Annotated in this window: 19 protein-coding genes and 1 pseudogene; 16 read left to right on the top strand and 4 right to left on the bottom strand. The window is 72.3% G+C overall.

The window, feature by feature from the left end:
• Positions 1 to 137: 137 nt before the first annotated feature.
• Positions 138 to 1325: a PucR family transcriptional regulator gene (locus tag ABZ479_RS22060; RefSeq protein ID WP_500463166.1), complete on the bottom strand. Its 1188-nt coding sequence runs from the start codon at positions 1323 to 1325 to the stop codon at positions 138 to 140.
• 142 nt (positions 1326 to 1467) lie between these two features.
• Between ABZ479_RS22060 and ABZ479_RS22065 the strand changes: the two genes are divergently transcribed.
• A complete protein-coding gene (locus ABZ479_RS22065) occupies positions 1468 to 2397 on the top strand; it encodes a proline dehydrogenase family protein (protein WP_500463167.1) in 930 nt (309 codons plus the stop codon).
• 37 nt (positions 2398 to 2434) lie between these two features.
• On the top strand, positions 2435 to 4075 hold the full coding sequence (gene pruA / locus ABZ479_RS22070; RefSeq protein WP_500463168.1) for an L-glutamate gamma-semialdehyde dehydrogenase: 1641 nt from the start codon (positions 2435 to 2437) through the stop codon (positions 4073 to 4075).
• 420 nt (positions 4076 to 4495) lie between these two features.
• On the opposite strand, the gene ABZ479_RS22075 is transcribed toward pruA, so the two are convergent.
• Entirely contained in the window at positions 4496 to 6103 is a 1608-nt protein-coding gene (locus tag ABZ479_RS22075) for a purple acid phosphatase family protein (RefSeq protein WP_500463169.1), read from the bottom strand.
• A 130-nt stretch (positions 6104 to 6233) separates the two neighbouring features.
• Between ABZ479_RS22075 and ABZ479_RS22080 the strand changes: the two genes are divergently transcribed.
• Both ABZ479_RS22080 and ABZ479_RS22085 read left to right on the top strand, forming a co-directional pair.
• Entirely contained in the window at positions 6234 to 7271 is a 1038-nt protein-coding gene (locus ABZ479_RS22080; protein WP_499602266.1) for a 3-isopropylmalate dehydrogenase, read from the top strand.
• Between the two features lie 208 nt (positions 7272 to 7479).
• On the top strand, positions 7480 to 8568 hold the full coding sequence (locus ABZ479_RS22085) for a branched-chain amino acid aminotransferase (RefSeq protein ID WP_500463170.1): 1089 nt from the start codon (positions 7480 to 7482) through the stop codon (positions 8566 to 8568).
• Between the two features lie 161 nt (positions 8569 to 8729).
• Here ABZ479_RS22085 and ABZ479_RS22090 read toward each other — a convergent pair.
• Positions 8730 to 9464: pseudogene (locus ABZ479_RS22090) on the bottom strand (cytosine permease); the annotation flags it as partial.
• A gap of 143 nt (positions 9465 to 9607) precedes the next feature.
• Here ABZ479_RS22090 and ureA point away from each other — a divergent pair.
• From ureA to ABZ479_RS22125, 7 genes are all read left to right on the top strand, one after another.
• Positions 9608 to 10291 carry an urease subunit gamma gene (gene ureA, locus ABZ479_RS22095; RefSeq protein ID WP_500463171.1) on the top strand — a complete coding sequence of 228 codons (684 nt, stop codon included), beginning with the start codon at positions 9608 to 9610 and terminating at the stop codon, positions 10289 to 10291.
• The gene (locus ABZ479_RS22100; RefSeq protein ID WP_500463172.1) at positions 10288 to 11976 is read left to right on the top strand and encodes an urease subunit alpha; all 1689 of its coding nucleotides are present in this window, start codon (positions 10288 to 10290) and stop codon (positions 11974 to 11976) included. Before ureA ends, ABZ479_RS22100 begins: the two co-directional genes overlap by 4 nt.
• A gap of 14 nt (positions 11977 to 11990) precedes the next feature.
• Positions 11991 to 13034 carry an agmatine deiminase family protein gene (locus ABZ479_RS22105; protein ID WP_500463173.1) on the top strand — a complete coding sequence of 348 codons (1044 nt, stop codon included), beginning with the start codon at positions 11991 to 11993 and terminating at the stop codon, positions 13032 to 13034.
• A 25-nt stretch (positions 13035 to 13059) separates the two neighbouring features.
• Entirely contained in the window at positions 13060 to 13677 is a 618-nt protein-coding gene (locus ABZ479_RS22110; protein ID WP_500463174.1) for a TetR/AcrR family transcriptional regulator, read from the top strand.
• Positions 13678 to 14016: 339 nt separating this feature from the next.
• Positions 14017 to 15621 (top strand): citramalate synthase, encoded by a 1605-nt coding sequence (gene cimA, locus ABZ479_RS22115; RefSeq protein WP_500463175.1) that lies wholly within the window; start codon positions 14017 to 14019, stop codon positions 15619 to 15621.
• Positions 15622 to 16024: 403 nt separating this feature from the next.
• Positions 16025 to 16339 (top strand): hypothetical protein, encoded by a 315-nt coding sequence (locus tag ABZ479_RS22120; protein ID WP_500463176.1) that lies wholly within the window; start codon positions 16025 to 16027, stop codon positions 16337 to 16339.
• 140 nt (positions 16340 to 16479) lie between these two features.
• Positions 16480 to 16986 (top strand): hypothetical protein, encoded by a 507-nt coding sequence (locus ABZ479_RS22125; RefSeq protein ID WP_499602251.1) that lies wholly within the window; start codon positions 16480 to 16482, stop codon positions 16984 to 16986.
• A 202-nt stretch (positions 16987 to 17188) separates the two neighbouring features.
• Here the strand turns inward: ABZ479_RS22125 and ABZ479_RS22130 are convergent, their stop codons facing one another.
• Entirely contained in the window at positions 17189 to 18022 is an 834-nt protein-coding gene (locus tag ABZ479_RS22130) for an MOSC domain-containing protein (RefSeq protein WP_500463177.1), read from the bottom strand.
• A 68-nt stretch (positions 18023 to 18090) separates the two neighbouring features.
• Here ABZ479_RS22130 and ABZ479_RS22135 point away from each other — a divergent pair, with 68 nt between their 5' ends.
• The 5 genes from ABZ479_RS22135 (at position 18091) to ABZ479_RS22155 (ending at position 22636) form a co-directional block, all read left to right on the top strand.
• The gene (locus ABZ479_RS22135) at positions 18091 to 18570 is read left to right on the top strand and encodes a GNAT family N-acetyltransferase (protein ID WP_500463178.1); all 480 of its coding nucleotides are present in this window, start codon (positions 18091 to 18093) and stop codon (positions 18568 to 18570) included.
• A 94-nt stretch (positions 18571 to 18664) separates the two neighbouring features.
• Positions 18665 to 19741: an HpcH/HpaI aldolase/citrate lyase family protein gene (locus ABZ479_RS22140; protein ID WP_499602247.1), complete on the top strand. Its 1077-nt coding sequence runs from the start codon at positions 18665 to 18667 to the stop codon at positions 19739 to 19741.
• Positions 19738 to 20610: an HpcH/HpaI aldolase/citrate lyase family protein gene (locus tag ABZ479_RS22145; protein WP_500463179.1), complete on the top strand. Its 873-nt coding sequence runs from the start codon at positions 19738 to 19740 to the stop codon at positions 20608 to 20610. Before ABZ479_RS22140 ends, ABZ479_RS22145 begins: the two co-directional genes overlap by 4 nt.
• Before the next feature lie 167 nt (positions 20611 to 20777).
• Positions 20778 to 22400 carry an acyl-CoA carboxylase subunit beta gene (locus ABZ479_RS22150; protein ID WP_499602243.1) on the top strand — a complete coding sequence of 541 codons (1623 nt, stop codon included), beginning with the start codon at positions 20778 to 20780 and terminating at the stop codon, positions 22398 to 22400.
• Positions 22401 to 22417: 17 nt separating this feature from the next.
• Positions 22418 to 22636 carry an acyl-CoA carboxylase epsilon subunit gene (locus tag ABZ479_RS22155; protein ID WP_500463180.1) on the top strand — a complete coding sequence of 73 codons (219 nt, stop codon included), beginning with the start codon at positions 22418 to 22420 and terminating at the stop codon, positions 22634 to 22636.
• Positions 22637 to 22745: the final 109 nt, after the last annotated feature.

The following is a 22745-nucleotide window of genomic DNA, read 5'->3' on the forward strand; positions in this document are numbered from 1 at the left end:
CGCCGGACGCGCGGTCCGGCCGCGTCCCACGCGTACTGATCAAGCCCCCCTGGGCCTTGCTGCCGAAGCCCGGTCGCCCCGCGGCGCCTGGCCGCGCGCCACGTTACTTGTGCCCCCTCGGGTCGGCAACAGTCCCTTCAGCCCCCGAGCCCGGCCGTCTTGAGGGCTATGTGGAGCAGCAGCCGGTCCTCCCCGTCGTCCAGGTCGAGGCCGGTCAGCCGCTCGACGCGGGACAGCCGGTAGTAGAGCGTCTGCCGGTGTATCCGGAGCTCCGCGGCGGCGCGCCCGGCCTGCCCCGCACGGTCGAGGTACACCTCGGCGGTACGTGCGAGGTCGGCGTGCGAGGGGTCGAGGAGCGGACGCACCGAGGGGTCCACCGCCCCGGAGGGCAGCGCGGCCAGCATCCGGTAGGGGCCGATGGCGTCCCACTCCGCGGTGCGCCCGAGCCTCGGCTGGGCGCGGGCGGCGCGGGCCGCGGAGACGGCCTCGTGCCATGCCTCGGGCAGTTCGGCGAGTCCATGGCGCGGGGTGCTGATCCCGGCCCTGGCGTCCGGCTCCGCCGCCTTGCCGTTGCCCTCCATCAGCCGTGCGGCGGCGGTGAGCGCGGGCCCCGACATCGTCGCCGAGCGCAGCCTGACCAGCGCGGCGAGCGCCGCGACCGGGGGCTCCCGGTGCTTGTCGACCGTGCTCTCCTGGGGCGGCACCACGCACAGCGCGGCGGCGCCCGGCACGCCGCGCGGTCCCGGGGCCTCGCCGTCCTCGCCGCCCGGCCAGGGCAGGACGCACACCACCGCGTGGGCCTCGTCGGCGTCCGGGCCGAGCGCGGCGCGCAGCGCCTCGCGGGCGGCCGTGCGGCCGGGCCCGGGGGACGAGCCGAGGAGGTCGGCCAGCGCCCGGCCGGCGTCCGCGCCCGCACGGGACTCGGCGGCCAGCAGCGCGCCGATCCGGGCCGCGACCGCCATGGCGGCGGCCAGCTGGGCACCGGTGTGCCCGCTGGTGTCCAGCAGCCAGACGTAACCGTGGACGACGCCGCCGTGCCGCACGGGCAGGCACAGCCGGGGCCGGAAGACCCCGGCGTCGGGGGCGGCCGGGATGCGGACCGGGGCCGTGGCGCGGGCGATGCCGAACCGCTCGAACCAGGAGCGGACCTCGGCGGTGGAACGGCGGGTGAGGATCGACCGGGTGCGCACCGGGTCCATGGCGCCGTCGTCGTCGCTGTCGTGCGCGCCGAAGGCGATCAGCCGGAAGTCGCGGTCCTCCAGGGTCGCCGGGGCGCCGAGCAGCGCCGAGACCTCGTCGACCAGCTCCTGGTAGTCACCGCGCACGCCGCCATTCTCCCTCATACATCTGTATGAGGGATGCCGATCGGATGCGTGACAGCTGTCGATGGCGAGCGGGGTAGGTGAATCCTAGATTTCACGGCGACGCTGCCTTCCCCCTGGGCAGCCCTTCATCCAGGAGGAGACCGTGCTGGGTCCCGTGCTGCTCGCCGCCTCGCGCAGCGACCGTATGCGCCGCGTCGTCGCGGGCGCGCCGATCACCCGTCCCGTGGTGAACCGCTTCATCGCGGGTGACGAACTGGTGCCCGCCATGGACACCGTGCGGTCGCTGACCGCCTCCGGCCTGGAGGTCACGCTCGACCACCTGGGTGAGGACGTCACGGACAAGGCGACCGCGCTCGCCACCCGCGACGCGTACCTGCGGCTGCTGGAGGCCCTCCAGGCCGAGGGACTGGGCACCCGCGCCGAGGTCTCCGTCAAGCTGTCGGCGTTCGGGCAGGCCCTGCCGGCCGGCGGCCACGACATCGCGCTGGAGAACGTCCGCCCCGTCGCCGACCTGGCGAGCGAGATCGGCACCACCGTCACGCTCGACATGGAGGACCACACCACGGTCGACTCCACCCTCGCGATCCTCGCCGACCTGCGGCTGCGCCACCCGGGCACCGGCGCCGTCCTGCAGTCGTACCTCTTCCGCACCGAGGAGGACGCCCGCGCCCTGGCCGTCGCCGGCTCCCGCGTGCGCCTGGTCAAGGGCGCCTACAAGGAGCCCGCCACCGTCGCCCACCAGGACAAGGCCGAGGTCGACCGCGCCTACGTGCGCTGCCTGAAGATCCTGATGGCGGGCGAGGGCTACCCGATGATCGGCTCCCACGACCCGCGGTTGATCTCCATCGCCCAGGACCTCGCCCACCGCCACGGCCGCAAGCAGGGCTCGTACGAGTTCCAGATGCTCTACGGCATCCGCACCGCCGAGCAGCGGCGGCTGGCCGAAGAGGGCGAGCGCATGCGCATCTACGTCCCGTACGGCGCAGACTGGTACGGGTACTTCATGCGGCGTCTCGCGGAGCGGCCGGCGAACCTGGCCTTCTTCCTGCGGTCCTTCCTCCCCACCCGCTGAGCCCACGACCCCTCAAGGACACAAGGAGATGTCTTCCATGGACGCTGTGACCCAGGTCCCCGCCCCGGTGAACGAGCCGGTGCACTCCTACGCCCCGGGGAGCCCGGAGCGGGCCCGGCTGGAGGCGAAGCTGAAGGAGCTGTCCGGGAACCCGGTCGAGCTGCCGATGACCATCGGCGGCGTGCGACGGATGGGCGGCGGCGAGCGCTTCGACGTCGTGCAGCCGCACAACCACGGCGCCCGCCTCGGCACCTACGCCAACGCCACCCAGGACGACGCCCGCGACGCGATCGACGCCGCGCTGACCGCCGCACCGGCCTGGCGCGCCATGTCCTTCGACGACCGCGCCGCCATCATCCTGCGCGCGGCCGACCTGCTGGCCGGCCCCTGGCGCGAGACCATCGCGGCCTCGACGATGCTCGGCCAGTCCAAGACCGCGCAGCAGGCCGAGATCGACAGCCCCTGCGAGCTGGTCGACTTCTGGCGCTTCAACGTGCACTTCGCCCGCCAGATCCTGGCCGAGCAGCCGATCGCCAACTCCCCGGGCGTCTGGAACCGCCTCGACCACCGCCCGCTCGAGGGCTTCGTCTACGCGATCACGCCCTTCAACTTCACCGCGATCGCCGGCAACCTGCCGACCGCCCCGGCCCTCATGGGCAACGTCGTGGTGTGGAAGCCCTCCCCGACCCAGACGCACGCCGCCGTTCTGCTGATGGAGCTGCTGGAGGAGGCCGGGCTGCCCAAGGGCGTCATCAACCTGGTCACCGGCGACGGCATCGCGGTCTCCGAGGTCGCCCTGGAGCACCCGGACCTGGCCGGCATCCACTTCACCGGCTCCACCCGGACCTTCCAGCACCTGTGGCGGACCGTCGGCAACAACATCGACAAGTACCGCTCCTACCCGCGGATCGTCGGCGAGACCGGCGGCAAGGACTTCGTCGTCGCCCACCCCTCGGCCGACCCGGCGGTGCTGAAGACCGCGCTGACCCGAGGCTCCTTCGAGTACCAGGGCCAGAAGTGCTCCGCGACCTCCCGTGCCTACATCCCGCGCTCCCTGTGGGAGAACGGCTTCAAGGAGGAGTTCGCGGCCGAGGTCGACGGCCTCACCATGGGTGACGTCACCGACCTGTCGAACTTCATCGGCGCCGTGATCGACGAGCGCGCCTTCGCCAAGAACAAGGCCGCCATCGACCGCGCCAAGTCCGACCCGACCGTCGAGGTCGTCGCCGGCGGCACCTACGACGACAGCGTCGGCTACTTCGTCCGGCCGACCGTGCTGGTCTCCTCCGACCCGGAGAACGAGATCTTCCGCGAGGAGTACTTCGGCCCGGTCCTCGGCGTCCACGTCTACGACGACGCCGACGAGGACGCCTTCGAGGCGATGCTCACCCAGATGGAATCGGTCGCCGCGTACGCGCTGACCGGCTCGGTCGTCGCCCGTGACCGTGCCGCCGTCGCCCACGTCATGGAGCGGCTGCGCTTCGCCGCGGGCAACTTCTACATCAACGACAAGTCCACCGGCGCCGTGGTCGGCCAGCAGCCTTTCGGCGGCGGCCGCGCCTCCGGCACCAACGACAAGGCGGGTGCCGCGCAGAACCTCATGCGCTGGACGTCGACCCGGTCGATCAAGGAGGCCCTGGTGCCCCCGACCGACTACCGCTACCCGCACATGGGCTGACCTCCGCGTCACCCGGACGAGCCCGCAAGGGGCAGGGCCCGGTACCCCCGATTCCGTGGGGTGCCGGGCCTTCGCCGTCTCAGATAGTAGGAAGTCCGAGTAATTGTGGAGACAGATCGGCGGAGCTGTCCTAGCTTTGTAGGAGCCGAACGTCTCGCTCCACCAGCGACCGGCGGACGTCAGCCGCGCACCTTCGCGGGGTCACCCCCCGCAGCGCCGCTCCCCGCCCCGTTCTATGGCGACACAACCCTCCTCTTCTTCTCCGGGAGCTGTTCACCATGGACGAGACCGCCCGCAAGAACGCCGCCGAAGCCCTCCAGCGCGCCCTGGACCGTCGTGACAACGGCGGCTCGACGGGTCACGAGCCGCGATGAGCGGCCTGATCGTTCCCCGCCGGATCAGCCGCCTGCGGCGCCTGGCCTACCTGGCCGTGCGCGCGATGGTGAAGTGATCGATCCGTCCGCCGTTCTCGGCCAGTGCCGAGACGACCAGCCGCGCCGTCCTGCCGGGCGGTGCCGGCTGAGACTCCACGGCCAGGAACGAGTGGCCCGTGTAGCGGACGCGTGACCACTCCACCGTCTCCACGGCCTTGTGGGCGCCCTTCACCCAGCGGTAGGTGTCCACGCTGTCCAGGTCCTTGACCTGCCCTTCGTGACTGTCCGGGACGGGGAAGGCGTACAGGCTCTTCCCCGCGCCGCCCGCCGTGACGTAGACGATGCCGTCCTGCTCGGGGTACGTGGTCGCCCCGACGGGGACGGCCCTGCCCACCGCGTCGCGGCGCACCGCGTCGGTGCGCTCGTAGACGTGGTTGTGCCCGTTCACCACCAGGTCGACCCGGTGCTCCTCGAAGAGCGGCACCCAGGCCTCCCGCACCCCGCCCTCGGAGGCGTGCGCGCTGGTGGTCGAGTAGGCGCAGTGGTGGAAGAAGACGACCACGAAGTCGACCCCGCGCCGCGCCCGCAGCTCGCCCAGCCGCCGGTCCAGCCAGGCGGTCTGACGGCCGCCGCTGATCCCGTGGTTGGCCGGGATCTCGTACGACACGTCGTTGGCGTCCAGCGCCAGGACGGCCACGTTGCCGTACGTGAACGAGTAGGCGCCGGGGATCCGCGCCGGGTCGGGGCCGTTGCCCGGCAGGGCCCAGCGGGCCTCCTGGCCGCCGTAGCCATTGGGGGAGTACCAGGCTTCCATGTCGTGGTTGCCGAACGCGACCATCCACGGGACGCGGGAGGCGACGCTCTCGGTCTGGGCGAGGAACTGGTCCCACACCCGTGCGTCGTAGGTGTCGTCCGCCTTGCCGTGGCCCGAGTCGTCGGCGTAGCAGATGTCGCCCGCGTGGAGGTGGAAGGCGGGGTTCTGCGCCAGGACCAGGCTGTCGTTGGCCAGCGCGTGGTAGCTGACGCCCTGGTCGCCGAAGGCCGTGAACACGAACGGCCGGCGCTGTGCGGGGTCCGCGGCGGTGGTGAAGGAGCCGATCGTGGCGTAGGCGGACGCCGTGGCGGGGTCGAAGCCCCGGTGCCCCACGCCGTAGTAGTACGTGGTGCCCGGTCGCAGCCCGTCGAGCGCCGCGTGCAGGTAGTACTGCTCGACCGGGGGCAGGTCCTTGCCGAGCGCGGCCGTGTGGAGCGGCCGCACCTCGGCCTCGATCCGCTGCCCGAGCTCCCAGGGCCGCAGGCCCACCCGTACGAACGGCCCCCGGACCGGCAGCGGCACCTGCCAGGAGACCCGCATCTGGGTACCGGGGTCGCCGCCGAAGGCCAGGTGCCGGCCGAACGGGGCCACCAGCGCGCCGTCCACGCGGGCGACGGCCGGCGGGGCGAGCACCTGCGGGAAGCGCACCGGCGCGGAGACCTCCCCGCCGGGGTGGGCGGACGCGCCCAGGACACCGGCCCCGGCGACGATCCCGGCGGCCGCGACACCGCCCCGGACCACCCGTCTGCGGGAGTGCCGCTCCCGGAGCCAGGCGTGCTGCTCCGCCATGCTCAGACGGCCGGCGAGGTGCTCGTCGATGCCCATCCGTGGAGTGTCCATGGACAGGGAATTCCCATCCGCCGCCAACTCAGCACGGTCAGACGGGTGAACAGCGCCTGGCGGGTACGCGGCGCGTCCGCCATGCGGACATCACATGTCATTCCATGGACGGGGGAGTAGGGTTCTCGCCATGTCTCGCAGCATCAGTCTCGCAGTGATCCCCGGTGACGGAATCGGCCAGGAGGTGGTGGCCGAGGGCCTGAAGGTCCTGTCCGCCGTCCTTCCGCAGGACGTGAAGCTGGAGACCAAGGAGTACAGCCTCGGCGCCAAGCGCTGGCACGAGACCGGCGAGACCCTGCCGGACGCGGAGCTGGAGCAGCTCAAGGCGCACGACGCGATCCTGCTGGGCGCGGTGGGCGACCCGTCGGTTCCCTCCGGCGTCCTGGAGCGCGGGTTGCTGCTGAAGCTCCGCTTCGCCTTCGACCACCACGTCAACCTGCGGCCCTCCCGGCTCTTCCCCGGGGTGAAGGGCCCGCTGGCCGGCGAGCCGGACATCGACTTCGTCGTGGTCCGCGAGGGCACCGAGGGCCCGTACGTCGGCAACGGCGGTTCCCTGCGTACCGGTACGCCGCAGGAGGTGGCCACCGAGGTCAGCCTCAACACGGCGTTCGGCATCGAGCGTGTGGTGCGCGACGCCTACGCCCGCGCCCAGGCGCGCCCCCGCAGGAAGCTGACGCTGGTCCACAAGAACAACGTCCTCGTGCACGCCGGCCACCTGTGGAAGAACATCTTCGACAAGGTCGGCGAGGAGTACCCCGAGGTCACCACCGACTACCTGCACGTGGACGCGGCGACGATCTTCTTCGTCACCCAGCCCGAGCGGTTCGACGTGATCGTCACCGACAACCTCTTCGGTGACATCCTCACCGACCTGGCCGCCGCCGTGACCGGTGGTATCGGCCTCGCCGCCAGCGGCAACATCAACCCCGGCGGCGAGTTCCCGTCGATGTTCGAGCCGGTGCACGGCTCCGCGCCGGACATCGCGGGCCAGGGCAAGGCCGACCCGACCGCCACCGTGCTCTCGGTCGGCATGCTGCTGCGGCACCTCGGCTACACCGCCGAGGCCGAGCGGATCGAGGCCGCCGTCGCCGCGGACCTCGCCGAGCGCTCCGGTACGCGCAGCACCGCCGTGATCGGTGACGCGCTTGCCGCGCGAGTAGCCGGCTGACCGCCGGGTAAGCCCCCGCCAGTCGGCCCGGCCGGTCAGCGACCGTTCCACGACTGCCCTCGACCTCTCGGGCCGCGCATGTATGTCCTCGGCCCCGCCGCTGCGATAATCAGCGGTGGGGCCGCTGTGCGAGGGGAAACTCGGACGTCCTAGCAGCTGGGGACGGCGGGTGCGGTCCGCCCTGACCCTGACGCGAAGGACACCACACATGACGACGCCCACGATCGAGCTCAAGCCCTCCTCGCGCCCGCTGCCCGACGCGCAGCGGGAGGCGATCCTCGCCAGCCCCGGGTTCGGCCGCCACTTCACCGACCACATGGTGACGATCCGGTGGACCGAGGGCCGCGGCTGGCACGACGCCGAGCTCGTCCCGTACGCGCCGCTGTCCATCGACCCCGCGAACATGACGCTGCACTACGCGCAGACGATCTTCGAGGGCCTCAAGGCGTACCGCCAGCCCGACGGGTCGGTCGCCACCTTCCGTCCCGAGGCCAACGCCGAGCGCTTCCAGGCCTCCGCCCGCCGTCTGGCCATGCCCGAGCTGCCCGTCGAGACCTTCATCGCCGCGGTCGACGCGCTCGTCACCCAGGACGAGGCATGGGTTCCCAGCCAGGGCGAGCAGTCCCTCTACCTGCGTCCGTTCATGTTCGCCACCGAGGTCGGCCTCGGCGTCAAGCCGGCCAACGAGTACCTGTTCATGGTCATCGCCTCGCCGGCCGGCGCCTACTTCCCCGGTGGCGTCAAGCCCGTCTCCGTCTGGCTCTCCGAGGAGTACGTGCGTGCCGCGCCCGGTGGCACCGGCGCCGCGAAGGCGGGCGGCAACTACGCCGCGTCCCTGGTCGCGCAGGCCCAGGCCATCCAGCACGGCTGCGACCAGGTCGTGTGGCTCGACGCGATGGAGCGCCGCTGGATCGAGGAGATGGGCGGCATGAACCTGTACTTCGTGTACGGGAACACGATCGTCACCCCCGAGCTCACCGGCTCCCTCCTCCCCGGCATCACCCGGGCCTCGTTGCTGCGCATCGCCGCCGACCTCGGCTACGAGGTCAGCGAGGGCCGCATCTCCGTGGACGACTGGAAGAACGGCAACGCGGACGGATCGCTGACCGAGGTCTTCGCCTGCGGCACCGCGGCGGTCATCACGCCGGTCGGTTCCGTGAAGTCCACCCGCGCGGACTGGACCGTCGGCGACGGCCGGCCCGGTGAGGTCACCATGAAGCTGCGCAAGGCGCTGCTCGACATCCAGACCGGCCAGTCCCCCGACACCCACGGCTGGATGCACCCCCTGGGCGGCTGACCCTCCGCCGTGTCCGCGCGGCGCCGCACGGGGCAGGGCCCGTGCGGCGCCGCGCCGACGTCTGCGCGGGGCGGGCGCCGGGCGGGGGAGCGGGGCCGGCCTCACACGGTGACCGCCACCCGCTCCGGGACCCGCGTCGGCGGCACGGGATGCGGGCGGCCCGCGTGGAGCACGAGGTACACGGCGGCCGAGAACCGGCGCCGCGATATGTAGCGGGTGTAGTCGCCCAGCAGCGTGATGAACGCGATCGGTCCGTTCAGGCCCGCCGAGACCGTGGCGAGCAGCCAGGTCGGCCAGAAGCCGCCGAGCAGGTACCCCGCGCCGGCGGGCGCGGCCGTGGTGAAGTCCCCCGCGTACGCGAGGACCCCGACGAGCAGCAGCACCGTCAGCGCTGTGGACAGGGCGCGGCTGAGCCGTAGCAGCATGCGGTAGCCGAAGACCGCGGACGTGGCGGTGCAGGCCGCGAGCAACGCGTGGACGACCGCGTAGCTCCGGCCGCCGGCCGGGAGCCCGGCGATCCGGTGGAGGCAGCCGACGACGGCGTCGCCGACCCACAGGGTCAGCGCGGTGCAGCCCAGCGACAGCAGCAGCCCGATGACCGGGCCGAGCAGTCTGCCGCGCACGCCGAAGTGGGCCCCGCTACTGGTGGACAGGTTGGTGGCGGTGCGCAGCGAGACCAGTGCCGGCGGCGCGACGAGCACCGTGCCGACCACGGTGCCCACGAGCAGGGACGTGAAGGAGGCCCACCAGCCGAGACCGAAGGAGACCGGGAGCCAGCCGAGGACGATCACGCCCAGCGCCAGGTTGGAGCCCAGCAGGACGCTGACCGGATCGCGCGGACGACTCGTCCGTTCCTCCTCGGGGACCGTGTCCGCTCCGTGTCGTTCGATCTGCATGGCTGGCTCCCTTGCCGTGCCCGGATATTTAGAACGTCACTCAATTTCCTCCGGTCCTCGGCTCCCGGTCAATCCTTCCCGCGGGTGACTGCGAGGTTTAGAGTGGTGCTCTAACATGTGATCGATGTGGGAGGTGCGGAGGCGTGAGGCTCACCCCGACCGAGCGCGACCGGCTGCTGCTGTTCGGCGCCGCCGAGCTGGCCCGGGCCCGGCGGGCCCGCGGGCTCCGGCTCAACGTGCCCGAGACCACCGCGTTGATCGCCGACGCGGTCTGCGAGGCCGCGCGGGACGGCGCGCGCCTCGCGGAGGCCGTCGAGGCAGGCCGTGCCGTGCTCGGCCCCGAGGACGTGCTGCCCGGCGTGGCCGACGTCGTCACCGAGGTCCACGTGGAGGCCGTCTTCGACGACGGCTCGCGGCTGGCCGTGGTCCCGGACCCGATCGGCGGGGGCTCGCTGGGGGCGGAGGCGCCCGGCGCCGTGCTGCCCGGCCCGGCCCTGCCCGAGCGGTCCCCGGACATGGTGCTCGCCGTGCGCAACACCGCCCCGGTGCCGGTCAGCGTGACCTCGCACTTCCACTTCTTCGAGGCCAACCCCCGGCTGGACTTCGACCGTTCGGCGGCGTACGGCATGCGGCTGAACGTCCTGGCCGGCTCCTCCGTCCGCTTCGGGCCCGGGGAGGAGCGGGAGGTCGGGCTCGTCCCGATCGGCGGGGACCGCGTCGTGATCGGCTTCGCCGGGCTCGTCGACGGTCCGCTCGATGCGCCCGGCGCGAAGGCGGAGGCCCTGCGGCGGGCCGCCGCCTGCGGATACCTGGGGGCGCGGCGATGACCATCGACCCGTACGAGTACGCCGCCGTCCACGGACCGCGCGCCGGGGACCGGGTCCGGCTGGGCGACTCGGGCCTGGTGGTCCGCGTCGAGTCGGACTCCCAGCGGCCCGGGGACGAGTTCCTCGCCGGCTTCGGCAAGACCGCCCGCGACGGGCTGGCCCTCAAGGCCGCCGCCGTACGCGAGACCTGCGACGTGGTGATCAGCAACGTCCTGGTCATCGACGCCGCCGTCGGCATCCGCAAGGTGTCCGTCGGCATCCGCGAGGGCCGCATCCACGCCATCGGCAGGGCCGGCAACCCGGACACCCTCGACGGGGTGGACGTCGTGGTCGGCACGGGCACCTCCATCGTCTCCGGCGAGGGCCTGATCGCCACCGCCGGGGCCGTGGACACCCACGTCCACCTGCTCTCACCGCGGATCATGGAGGCCTCGCTCGCCTCCGGTGTCACCACGATCATCGGCCAGGAGTTCGGGCCCGTCTGGGGCGTCGGCGTCAACTCGCCCTGGGCGCTGCGGCACGCGTTCAGCTCCTTCGACGCCTGGCCCGTCAACATCGGCTTCCTCGGCCGCGGTTCCTCCTCCGACCCGGCGCCACTGGTCGAGGCGCTCGCCGAGGGAGGGGCCTGCGGCTTCAAGGTCCACGAGGACATGGGCGCCCACACCCGGGCCCTGGACACCGCGCTGCGGGTCGCCGAGGAGTACGACGTCCAGGTCGCCCTGCACAGCGACGGCCTGAACGAGTGCCTGTCGGTGGAGGACACCCTGCGGGTGCTGGAGGGCCGGACGATCCACGCCTTCCACATCGAGGGCTGCGGCGGCGGGCACGTCCCCAACGTCCTGAAGATGGCGGGCGTCCCCAACGTCATCGGCTCCTCGACCAACCCCACCCTGCCCTTCGGCCGGGACGCGGTCGGCGAGCACTACGGGATGATCGTCTCCGTCCACGACCTGAAGCCGGACCTGCCGGGCGACGCCGCCATGGCCCGCGACCGCATCCGCGCCGGCACGATGGGCGCCGAGGACGTGCTGCACGACCTGGGCGCGATCGGCATCACCTCCTCCGACGCCCAGGGCATGGGCCGCGCCGGCGAGACCGTGCGCCGCACCTTCGCCATGGCGGGGAAGATGAAGGCCGAGCGCGGCCCCCTGGAGGGGGACGGCCCGGACGACGACAACGCCCGGGTGCTGCGCTACGTCGCCAAGCTCACCATCAACCCGGCCATCGCCCACGGCCTCGCCCACGAGATCGGCTCGATCGAGGTCGGCAAGCTCGCCGACATCGTGCTGTGGCGGCCGCAGTACTTCGGCGCCAAGCCGCAGATGGTGCTCAAGTCCGGCTTCCCCGCCTACGGGGTCACCGGCGATCCCAACGCGGCCACCGACACCTGCGAACCCCTCGTCCTCGGACCGCTGTTCGGGGCCCACGGCGCCACGGCGGCGGAGCTGTCCGTGGCGTTCGTGGCCCGCCCCGCACTGGAGCTGGAGCACGACCGGATGCCCACCCGGCGGCGGCGCGTCGCCGTGCGCGGCACCCGCGGCATCGGCCCGGCCGACCTCGTCCTCAACTCCCGCACCGGGCAGGTGGACGTGGAGGACACCACGGGCCTGGTGACCCTCGACGGCGACCCGCTGCGCTCCGAGCCCGCGGAGCGGGTGTCGCTCAGCCGTCTCTACTTCTTGTGACAAGGACCGGCACCATGCCCACCACCCCCGCCGCCGACGGCTACACGATGCCGCCCGAGTGGGCCCCGCACACCCGCACCTGGATGGCGTGGCCGTCGCCCAGCGTCACCTTCGACGGCGCGGACGACCTCGCCGTGTCCCGCGCCGCCTGGGCCGCGGTGGCCCGGACGGTCGCCCGCTTCGAGCCGGTGACCGTCGTGGCCCGTCCCGAGGACGCGGCGGGCGCCCGGGAGCTGCTCGGCGCCGGCGGCGCGGACGTCACGGTCACCGAGGCGCCGCTGGACGACGCCTGGATGCGCGACATGGGCCCCACCTTCCTGACCGGCGGCGGACGCCTCGCCGCCGCCGACTGGACGTTCAACGGCTGGGGCGCCCAGGAGTGGGCGTCCTGGGGGCACGACGCCGAGATCGGCGCCTTCGTCGCCGGGCAGGCCGGCGCCGCCCGCTACGCCACGTCCTTCGTCAACGAGGGCGGGGGCCTCCACGTCGACGGAGAGGGCACCGTGCTGCTCACCGAGACCGTGCAGCTCGATCCGGGCCGCAACCCGGGCTGGACGAGGGAGCGGGCGGAGGCCGAGGTCCACGCCTTCCTCGGCACCCGCAAGGCGATCTGGCTGCCCCGCGGCCTCACCGCCGACTACGGCCGCTTCGGCACCCGCGGCCACGTCGACATCGTGGCGGCCTTCGCGCGTCCCGGTGTGGTCGTCGTCCACAGCCGGCAGGACCCGGCCCACCCCGACCACGCCGTCTCCCGGGAGGTCGCGTCCCTGCTGCGGGCCGCCACCGACGCCCGGGGCCGGTCGCTGGAGGTCGTGGAGCTGCCCGCGCCCCAGGTCCGGGAGGTGGACGGCGAACTCGTCGACTACTCGTACGTCAACCACTACCTCTGCAACGGCGCCGTGATCCTCTGCGCCTTCGACGACCCGGCGGACGAGGTCAACAGGGCGGTCTTCGAGCGGCTCTTCCCGGACCGGGAGGTCGTACTGGTGGACGCTCGTACGATCTTCGCCCACGGTGGTGGTATTCATTGCATCACCCAGCAGCAGCCCCAGGTGTGACCGTCCCACCGCCCCCGGAGGAACCGTGACCGGACCCGCCCGCCCGCGGCGGCGGCTCAAGCAGCCCCGCGAGGACGTGATGGCCGCCGCCATGGCGACCATCGCCGAGCGCGGTCTGGCCGAACTGACCATCGCGGGCCTCGGCCGGCAGGTCGGCATGAGCAGCGGCCACATCCTCTACTACTTCGGCAGCAAGGACGAGCTGCTGCTGCAGACCCTCGAATGGAGCGAGGAGCAGCTCGCCGCCGAGCGCCGGCGGGTGCTGGGCGGCCCCAGCGCCCCACGGGAACGGCTCGACGCCGTGATCGACCTCTACCTCCCCGACGGGCGCCGGGACCCGCGCTGGACGCTCTGGTCCGAGATCTGGAACAGGACGACGGCCGCCGAGGACGTCCTGCGCCGCCAGCTCGACCTCGAACTGGTCTGGCACCGCGACCTGGTCGCCCTGCTCGCCGAGGGCATCTCGCGCGGCGACTTCCGGCGGCTGGACCCCGAGCGCTTCACCGTGCGGCTGCGCGCGCTGCTGGACGGCTTCGGGGTGCCCCTGGTCATCGGGCTGCCGGGAATGGACCGCGAGCAGGCCCTGGAGCACGTCCGGGAGTTCCTGGACGACGCCCTCACCCCGGCCCCCGCGGCGGGCTGAGGGGCGGCCGGGACACCGCTCTTCCGCCCGCCGACGAGCAGGTGCCCGCATCCTGAGACCGTGTCCCACGTCCGCGGGTCCTGTGGCAGACTGCCGATGTGCCCTCGTTCGCCATGATTATCGGCAGCAGGCGCGCCGGTCCTCAGTGATCGCACCACCGCAGACCATCGCGGAAGCGACCACCGTGTCCCAGACCCGCGCGCAGACCTCTCGCACCCGCGAGAGGTTTTTTCGTTTCCCGGCCCACCCGCGCCGGGGGCGGCGCAGCGCGAGGGATGATGGGGGCAAGTGGAGCCCGGTCTTCCGGAACCACTCACCCGACAGGAGTTGGAACGAACCATGACGGCCGTACTGGACGACAGCTTCCACGTCTTCGACACCACGCTGCGCGACGGCGCGCAGCGCGAGGGCATCAACCTCACCGTCGCCGACAAGCTGACGATCGCCCGGCACCTGGACGACTTCGGGGTGGGCTTCATCGAGGGCGGCTGGCCCGGCGCCAACCCCCGCGACACCGAGTTCTTCGCACGCGCCGCCGACGAGCTCGACCTGCAGCACGCCCAGCTGGTGGCCTTCGGCGCCACGCGCCGGGCCGGAGGCAGCGCCGCCGAGGACCCCCAGGTCAGGGCGCTGCTGGAGTCGGGCGCCCCGGTCGTCACCCTGGTCGCCAAGTCCCACGACCGGCACGTCGAGCTGGCCCTGCGCACCACGCTCGAGGAGAACCTGGAGATGGTCCGGGACACCGTCTCCCACCTGCGTTCCCAGGGCCGCCGCGTCTTCGTCGACTGCGAGCACTTCTTCGACGGCTACAAGGCCAACCCGGCGTACGCCAAGGAGGTCGTGCGCGCCGCCCACGAGGCCGGCGCCGACGTCGTCGTCCTCTGCGACACCAACGGCGGGATGCTGCCCGCACAGATCACCGCCGTCGTCCGCACCGTGCTCGCCGACACCGGCGCCCGTCTGGGGATCCACGCCCAGGACGACACCGGCTGCGCGGTCGCCAACACCCTCGCCGCCGTCGACGCCGGGGCCACCCACGTCCAGTGCACCGCCAACGGCTACGGCGAGCGGGTCGGCAACGCCAACCTCTTCCCGGTCGTGGCGGCCCTGGAGCTCAAGTACGGCCGCAAGGTGCTGCCCGCCGGTTCCCTCGCCGAGATGACCCGCATCTCGCACGCCATCGCCGAGGTCGTCAACCTCACGCCCTCCACCCACCAGCCGTACGTGGGAATCTCGGCCTTCGCCCACAAGGCGGGGCTGCACGCCTCGGCGATCAAGGTCGACCCCGACCTCTACCAGCACATCGACCCGGAACTGGTCGGCAACACCATGCGCATGCTGGTCTCCGACATGGCGGGGCGCGCCTCGGTGGAGCTCAAGGGCAAGGAGCTCGGCATCGACCTCGGCGACGACCGCGAGCTGATCGGCCGCGTCGTCGAGCGGGTCAAGGAGCGCGAACTCGCGGGCTACACCTACGAGGCGGCCGACGCCTCCTTCGAACTCCTGCTGCGCGAGGAGGTCGAGCGCCGGCCGCTGCACTACTTCCGGGTCGAGTCCTGGCGCGCCATCGTCGAGGACCGCCCCGACGGCACCCACGCCAACGAGGCGACGGTAAAGGTGTGGGCCGACGGCCAGCGCATCGTCGCCACCGCCGAGGGCAACGGCCCGGTCAACGCGCTCGACCGCGCGCTGCGCGTCGCACTGGAGCGCACCTACCCGCAGCTGGCGAAGCTGGAGCTGGTGGACTACAAGGTGCGCATCCTGGAGGGCAAGCACGGCACGGAGTCCATCACTCGGGTGCTGGTCGCCACCTCGGACGGCAGTTGCGAGTGGTCCACCGTCGGCGTCGGCGAGAACGTCATCGCCGCCTCCTGGCAGGCTCTGGAGGACGCGTACGCCTACGGGCTGCTGCGCGCCGGCGTGGAGCCGCTCCGGAACGGCTGAAGGGCGCGGACCGAAGTGGCGGACGCGGCGCATTCGCCCGCGTCCGCCGCGCCGAAAGGGCGTCCGGGCACGCGACGCGGCTGCCGCGCCGGAATAATTGCCGTGGGCACCGGAATTCCCGCTCCGGCAATTCCGCGTGATTGATCCGTCCACGCCGGGCCACCGTCCATGAGTGGACACCCGGCTCCCGTGTCGTTACGGTCGAATTGTCGGCGTCATCGACATGGGATGACTTGATCCGCAGGTCAGATGGCGTCCGCAGCCGGAATCGCCCGGCTGTCATGGTGCCCCGCGCATTGCATTGCAGATTTCGCCCTCCGGCCCGCTGCCGCATGTCCTCCATGTGCCCCGGCCGGGTCGAGGCACCATCCGCGCGTACCAGATTCCAGGGAAGAAGAAAGTCATGCGCGCCAAGCGAAGCATCGCATTGCTGGCAAGCCCCCTCGTCGCGGCCGCGGCGCTGGCGTTCTCGTCGGCGGTACCGGCAACGGCACACGCGGACACGGCGCACCCCGCGACGGCGTCCGCGCAGCAGGCTCCCGGCAAGGACGACCCGAAGTACCAGCAGGGTTACAACGCCGGGCTCCTCGACGGACGCTTCGACGGAAAGTCCTGCTCGTACTACGACTCCTACAGCCCGGAGACGACGAACTCGAAGTACAAGTCGGGCTACTCCAGCGGCTACAACGTCGGATACAGCGCCAAGTGCGCCCACTAGCGCCCCGCGGGATCCGCGTGCGTGCGCCCCGACTGCCGCGCATACGCGCGTAGAACACCGGGCACACTCCTCCTGCTCCACCTGCTCCACCTGCACCGCCGCCCCACCGGAAGCACGGTCCCCAGCAGGAGGAATCGCCCATGAAGTTCCGCTCCGTCCTGAGCGCGCTCGTCCTCGCGCTCGGGGTGCTGTTCGCTCCCGGCGTCGGTCTCGCCGCGTCCCACGACGCCTACGCCGTCACGAAGCTGACGCATGCCCAGGCCACCACGATGTTCCGCAACGCCGGGATCACCTGGTCCTCGTCAGGCGGCTGTTCCAACCGCAACAACGCGACCTGCACGTCCTTCGACCAGCTCAACCAGCCGACCGCCCAGGGTGCGGTGACCCTGAAGCACGCCACCGGATGCGCCCTGAACATCACCGGCGGCACCGAGACCGGTCACGCGAGCGGCACCTACTCGCACTGGAACGGCTACAAGCTCGACTACGGCAAGAACAGTTGCGTCACCAACTACATCCACAGCGCCTTCACCTACATCGGCCTGCGCGGTGACGGCGCCCCCCAGTACCGCTCCGGCTCGGGCAACGTCTACGCCGACGAGGGCAACCACTGGGACGTCCTCTACTACAACTGCGGCGGCTGCTGACCCCGTTCGGTGAGCCGCCCGCGGCCCGGTCCCGGCCGGGCCGCGGGCGGTCCTCTCCCGCGGGCGGTCCTCTCCCGCGTGGCGCGCAGCCGGGCGACGGGATCCGCGTTCCCGCCGAAGTCACCAATGCCGGGCGGCTGTTCGTGCCGGTTCCACTTGCACGGCACGCGGCGCGGTGTGCGCGGCCGGTGCGGGAGGGGCCTCACGCCCAGGCCAGGACCTCCACCGGGTCGCCGACCGCGATCGTGCCCGGCCGGAGCACCGCCGCCTTCATCGCGAAGCTCACCTTGTTGCCGTACTCCGGCTCCCGCCGGTAGCCGGCCAGGGTGCGCACCGGTTCGGGGCCCGCCGTACGACCGGTCGCCTGGTCGACCAGCGGTACGGAGCAGCGCATCGCGCGCACGGAGTAGCCGAGCCGGGCGGCGCCGGCGTCCATGACCCGCACCCGGTCCTCGGTGTGCGGCTCGGTCCAGCCGGCGACCACGACGTTGGACCGGAAGCGGTCCACGGGCACGGGTGCGCCACCGCGTTCGGTGATGCGCCGGTTGAGGTCGTCGAGCGAGGCCAGCGAGGCCACCGAGAGGGCGTGGGCGTCGGCGAAGTTGACCTTGCCCGGGTGCTCGCCCCAGCCGTCCCGGTCGAAGCCCGGACGCACACGCACCAGGCGCGAGGGCGCGCCCAGCGCCTCGGAGAACCAGCGCGCGGCCTCCTCGCCCTGGTCCACCGCCGGCCCCAGCGGCCGGCCGAACAGGACGACCTCGCGCGGTGGCCCCTCGTACGCCACCTCCAGCGCCAGCTCCCCGGCGCCGGGCGCGGACAGCGCCAGGTGCTTGCCGTCGTCGGTGACCTCCGCGCGCACCACGGCCATCCGCGGCAGCGTCCGCTGGCTGCGGAAGGTCCCGTCGGCCGCGTCGACCACCATGAACGTACGGTCGTGGACCAGACCGGTCGCGGTGACAGAGGCGTTCGCCAGCGGAACGCCGGCGCAGCCCTTGACGGGGTAGCAGGTCAGCGAGTGCACGGTCGCTGCGGTCATGGGGCTCGTCCTTCCGGGGCGGGTAAACCCATTCGATCACGCCCCCGGGCCCGGCGTACGTTCATCGCGTGACCGACGACACAGCGATACGGATCAGGGGCGCGGGGGCTGCGGACGCGGACGCGATCACCGCCGTCTTCCTCGCCTCCCGGGCCGCCGCCATGCCCTGGCTGCCCCGGCTGCACACCGACGCCGAGACCCGGTGGTGGGTCGCGAACGTGGTGCTGGAGCAGTGCCGGGTGTGGCTCGCGGAGGAGACCGGCACGGGTGCCGCGGCCGGCTTCGCGGCGCTCGACGGCGACTGGCTGGAGCACCTCTACCTGCGGCCCGACGTGCGCGGACGCGGCATCGGGACGCGGCTGCTCGACGAGGTCGTGCGCCACCACCCGGACGGCCCACTGTCGTTGCACGTCTTCCGGCGCAACACCGCGGCCCGCGCGTTCTACGAACGGCGCGGCTTCCGGGCCGTCCCCGGCAGCGGGAGCACCGCGAACGAGGAGGGCGAGCCGGACCTGACCTACCGTCTGCCGTCCGTGGCGGACCGGTGACCAACGGCACACGTACCGACCAGTAACGCGAGCACCCCGCGGATCATAGGGTGAGCGCCGTACGCTCCCCAACCCTCGAACCCCGGGAGACCGCATGCGTTCCGCGAAGGACTTCTTCCGACCGCTGGCCGTGGGGGCCCCGGCGCCCGTACGGGAAGTGCCGTTCCGGCCGTCGCGGATGATCCACTTCTTCGATCCGAGCAACGAGAAGATGGCGGCGAAGGTCCCCTCCATCGCCCCCAAGGTGGACGTCCTGCTGGGCAACCTGGAGGACGCCGTCTCCGCCGACCGCAAGGAGGCCGCCCGTGCGGGGCTGGTCGCCACGGCCAAGGCCAACGACTTCGGCGACACCCAGTTGTGGACCCGGATCAACAGCCTCGACTCGCCCTGGGCGCTGGACGACCTGCTGACCCTGGTCGCCGAGATCGGCCACAAGCTCGACGTCGTGATGGTGCCCAAGGTCGAGGGCGCCGAGGACATCCACTACGTCGACCGGCTGCTGGCCCAGCTGGAGGCGAAGGCGGGCGTCGAGCGGCCGATCCTCGTCCACGCGATCCTGGAGACCGCGACGGGGGTGGCGGCCGTCGAGGAGATCGCCGGGGCCAGCCCCCGGATGCAGGGCATCTCCCTCGGCCCGGCCGACCTGGCGGCGAGCCGCCGCATGAAGACCACCCGCGTCGGCGGGGGACACCCCGGGTACCTCGTGCGGGAGGACCCCAAGGACCCCGACATGGAGCTGCCGCGGCTGACCTTCCAGCAGGACCTGTGGCACTACACGATCGCGCGGATGGTCGACGCCTGCGCCGCGCACGGGATCCTGCCCTACTACGGCCCCTTCGGCGACATCAAGGACACCACCGCCTGCGAGGACCAGTTCCGCAACGCCTTCCTGCTCGGCTGCGTCGGCGCGTGGAGCCTGCACCCGGTCCAGATCGACATCGCCAAGCGGGTCTTCTCCCCGGCGCCGGCGGACGTGGCCTGGGCGCGCCGGGTCATCGACGCCATGGGCGACGGCACCGGCGCGGTGATGATCGACGGCAAGATGCAGGACGACGCCACGGTCAAGCAGTGCCACGTCGTCGTCGAGCTCGCGGAGGCGCTGGCCGCCCGCGACCCGGAGCTGGCCGAGGCGTACGAGTCCGCGTACAAGGAGCAGGAGCAGAACCGATGACCGACGCGATCCTGCGGCCGCGCCGCTCCGTCCTGTACATGCCCGGGGCGAACGAGCGCGCCCTGGAGAAGGCGAAGTCCCTCCCCACCGACGCGCTCATCCTCGACCTGGAGGACTCCGTCGCGCCCGACGCCAAGGCCGAGGCCCGCAAGCGGGTCGCCGCGGCCGCCGCCTCGGGCGAGTACGGGTACCGGGAGGTCACCATCCGGGTGAACTCGCCGGGCACCCCCTGGCACGAGGACGACCTGCGGGCCGCCGCCGAGGCGGGCCCGGACGCCGTGGTCGTCCCCAAGGTCGACTCGGCCGCGACCGTGCACGCCGTCGAGCGCGCCCTGGAGGCCGCCGGCGCCCCGGACCGCACCGCCATCTGGGCGATGGTGGAGACCCCCCGCGCGATGCTGGACGCCCGGGCCGTCGCGGCGGCCTCGGAGCGACTGCGCGTGCTGGTCATGGGCACCAACGACCTCGCCAAGGAGCTGCACGCCGAGCACGTCCCGGGCCGCGCCCCGCTGCTCACCGGGCTCTCCCTCGCCCTTCTGGGTGCACGCGAGGCAGGCAAGGTGATTTTGGACGGTGTCTACAACGACGTCACGGACGAGACCGGCTTCGAGGCCGAGTGCGTCCAGGGCCGGCAGTTCGGCTTCGACGGCAAGACCCTCATCCACCCACGGCAGGTGGAGATCTGCAACAGGGTCTTCGCCCCTTCGGAGGAGGAAGCCGACAAGGCGCGGCGCGTCATCGCGGCCTTCGAGGAGGCCGTGGCCGAGGGCCGCGGGGTCGTCACGGTGGACGGCCGGATGGTCGAGAACCTCCATGTGGATGACGCCCGGCGTGTCCTTGCCCTGGCCGAGGCGGTATCCGGAAGGTAGCGCTCCCGTAGAGTCCGGGTGGACGACCGCTACAAAGAAAAGGTCCCGCACGTGCCGTGCGGGGCCTTTCTTGTGTTGGTTCTGTCCAGATGCTCCATGAAGCGGGTCCGGACACTGTACGAAGTCGACGCCGATTTCCGCGGCCCTCCGCTCGTATGGTCGATGGCATGAGCGTTTTGGACGAGGTGCCGACCCAGCCCGCCGAGGCCGGAGGGGCCGAAGAGGCCGCGCAGCCGGCGAACGACGCCCGCGGGCGCGTCGCGGAACTGCGCGCCATCCGCGAGCAGGTCCGGCTCGGCCCCAGCGAGAAGGCCACCCAGGCCCAGAAGGCCAAGGGCAAGCTGACCGCGCGCGAGCGCATCGAGCTGCTGCTCGACGAGGGCACCTTCAACGAGGTCGAGCCGCTGCGCCGGCACCGCGCCAGCGGCTTCGGCCTGGAGGCGAAGAAGCCCTACACCGACGGTGTCATCACCGGCTGGGGCACCGTCCACGGGCGGACCGTCTTCGTGTACGCCCATGACTTCCGGATCTTCGGCGGCGCGCTGGGCGAGGCCCACGCCAGCAAGATCCACAAGATCATGGACATGGCCATCTCGGCCGGCGCCCCGCTGGTCTCGCTCAACGACGGTGCCGGCGCCCGCATCCAGGAGGGCGTCTCGGCGCTCGCCGGCTACGGCGGCATCTTCCAGCGCAACACCCGCGCCTCCGGTGTGATCCCGCAGATCTCGGTGATGCTCGGCCCCTGCGCCGGCGGCGCCGCGTACTCCCCGGCCCTGACCGACTTCGTGTTCATGGTCCGCGAGACCTCCCAGATGTTCATCACCGGCCCGGACGTCGTCCAGGCCGTCACCGGCGAGAAGATCTCCCAGAACGGGCTCGGCGGCGCCGACGTCCACTCGGAGGTCTCCGGCGTCTCGCACTTCGCGTACGACGACGAGCAGACCTGCCTCGAGGAGGTCCGCTACCTGCTGTCGATGCTGCCGCAGAACAACCGCGAGAACCCCCCGTCGATCCCCGCCGCGGACCCGGCCGACCGGCGCGGCGACGTCCTGCTGGACATCGTCCCCGCCGACGGCAACCGCTCGTACGACATGCACCAGGTCATCGAGGAGCTCGTCGACGACGGCGAGTACCTGGAGATCCACGAGCGCTGGGCGACCAACATCATCGTGGCCCTGGCCCGCCTCGACGGCCAGGTCGTCGGCATCATCGCCAACCAGCCCGCCTCCCTCGCCGGCGTCCTCGACATCGAGGCCAGCGAGAAGGCCGCGCGCTTCGTGCAGATGTGCGACGCCTTCAACATCCCGCTCCTCACCCTTCTGGACGTACCCGGCTTCCTCCCCGGCGTCGACCAGGAGCACGGTGGGATCATCCGGCACGGCGCCAAGCTGCTGTACGCGTACTGCAACGCGACCGTGCCCCGGATCTCGCTGATCCTGCGCAAGGCGTACGGAGGTGCCTACATCGTCATGGACAGCCAGTCGATCGGCGCCGACCTGACCTACGCCTGGCCGACCAACGAGATCGCCGTCATGGGCGCCGAGGGCGCCGCGAACGTGATCTTCCGCCGCCAGATCGCCGAGGCCGACGACCCCGACGCCATGCGCGCCCGCATGGTGAAGGAGTACAAGTCCGAGCTGATGCACCCCTACTACGCCGCCGAGCGCGGCCTGGTGGACGACGTGATCGACCCCGCCGAGACGCGCGAGGTCCTCATCCGCTCGCTCGCGATGCTGCGCACCAAGCACGCCGACCTGCCGTCCCGCAAGCACGGCAACCCGCCCCAGTAAGGGAGAAGACGAACCCCGTGAGCACCCCTGCCGACAGCACCTCCGCCGCCCTCGTGCGCGTGGAGCGCGGCCACGTCAGCGACGAGGAGCTGGCCGCCCTCACCGCTGTCCTGCTCGCCCGCGCCGCGGCCCAGGGCCAGGACGCGACCGACTACGTCAAGCCCCGCTCCACGGCCGGCTGGCGCCGCCTGGAGCGGCAGTCCGGCTTCAGCGCGCCCCACAGCTGGCGCAGCTGACCCTCCGGCCCCGTACGGCGGCGGGGGGGGGGGGCGCCGGGGGGGCGCCGCCCCCGCGCGCCGCGGGCGGGGGGGGGCGGGCGGGCGCGCCCGGCGCCCCGCCACCACC

The sequence above is a fragment of the Streptomyces sp. NPDC005722 genome (genome assembly GCF_040630935.1).
Classification (GTDB): Bacteria; Actinomycetota; Actinomycetes; order Streptomycetales; family Streptomycetaceae; genus Actinacidiphila.

Excerpts from the sequence above, each read along its gene's own strand:
- pruA (WP_500463168.1), top strand. The coding sequence starts at position 2,435 with ATGGACGCTGTGACCCAGGTCCCCGCCCCGGTGAACGAGCCGGTGCAC.
- ABZ479_RS22075 (WP_500463169.1), bottom strand. The coding sequence starts at position 6,103 with ATGGACACTCCACGGATGGGCATCGACGAGCACCTCGCCGGCCGTCTG.
- ABZ479_RS22080 (WP_499602266.1), top strand. The coding sequence starts at position 6,234 with ATGTCTCGCAGCATCAGTCTCGCAGTGATCCCCGGTGACGGAATCGGC.
- ABZ479_RS22085 (WP_500463170.1), top strand. The coding sequence starts at position 7,480 with ATGACGACGCCCACGATCGAGCTCAAGCCCTCCTCGCGCCCGCTGCCC.
- ABZ479_RS22100 (WP_500463172.1), top strand. The coding sequence starts at position 10,288 with ATGACCATCGACCCGTACGAGTACGCCGCCGTCCACGGACCGCGCGCC.
- ABZ479_RS22105 (WP_500463173.1), top strand. The coding sequence starts at position 11,991 with ATGCCCACCACCCCCGCCGCCGACGGCTACACGATGCCGCCCGAGTGG.
- cimA (WP_500463175.1), top strand. The coding sequence starts at position 14,017 with ATGACGGCCGTACTGGACGACAGCTTCCACGTCTTCGACACCACGCTG.
- ABZ479_RS22120 (WP_500463176.1), top strand. The coding sequence starts at position 16,025 with ATGCGCGCCAAGCGAAGCATCGCATTGCTGGCAAGCCCCCTCGTCGCG.
- ABZ479_RS22125 (WP_499602251.1), top strand. The coding sequence starts at position 16,480 with ATGAAGTTCCGCTCCGTCCTGAGCGCGCTCGTCCTCGCGCTCGGGGTG.
- ABZ479_RS22130 (WP_500463177.1), bottom strand. The coding sequence starts at position 18,022 with ATGACCGCAGCGACCGTGCACTCGCTGACCTGCTACCCCGTCAAGGGC.
- ABZ479_RS22140 (WP_499602247.1), top strand. The coding sequence starts at position 18,665 with ATGCGTTCCGCGAAGGACTTCTTCCGACCGCTGGCCGTGGGGGCCCCG.
- ABZ479_RS22145 (WP_500463179.1), top strand. The coding sequence starts at position 19,738 with ATGACCGACGCGATCCTGCGGCCGCGCCGCTCCGTCCTGTACATGCCC.
- ABZ479_RS22150 (WP_499602243.1), top strand. The coding sequence starts at position 20,778 with ATGAGCGTTTTGGACGAGGTGCCGACCCAGCCCGCCGAGGCCGGAGGG.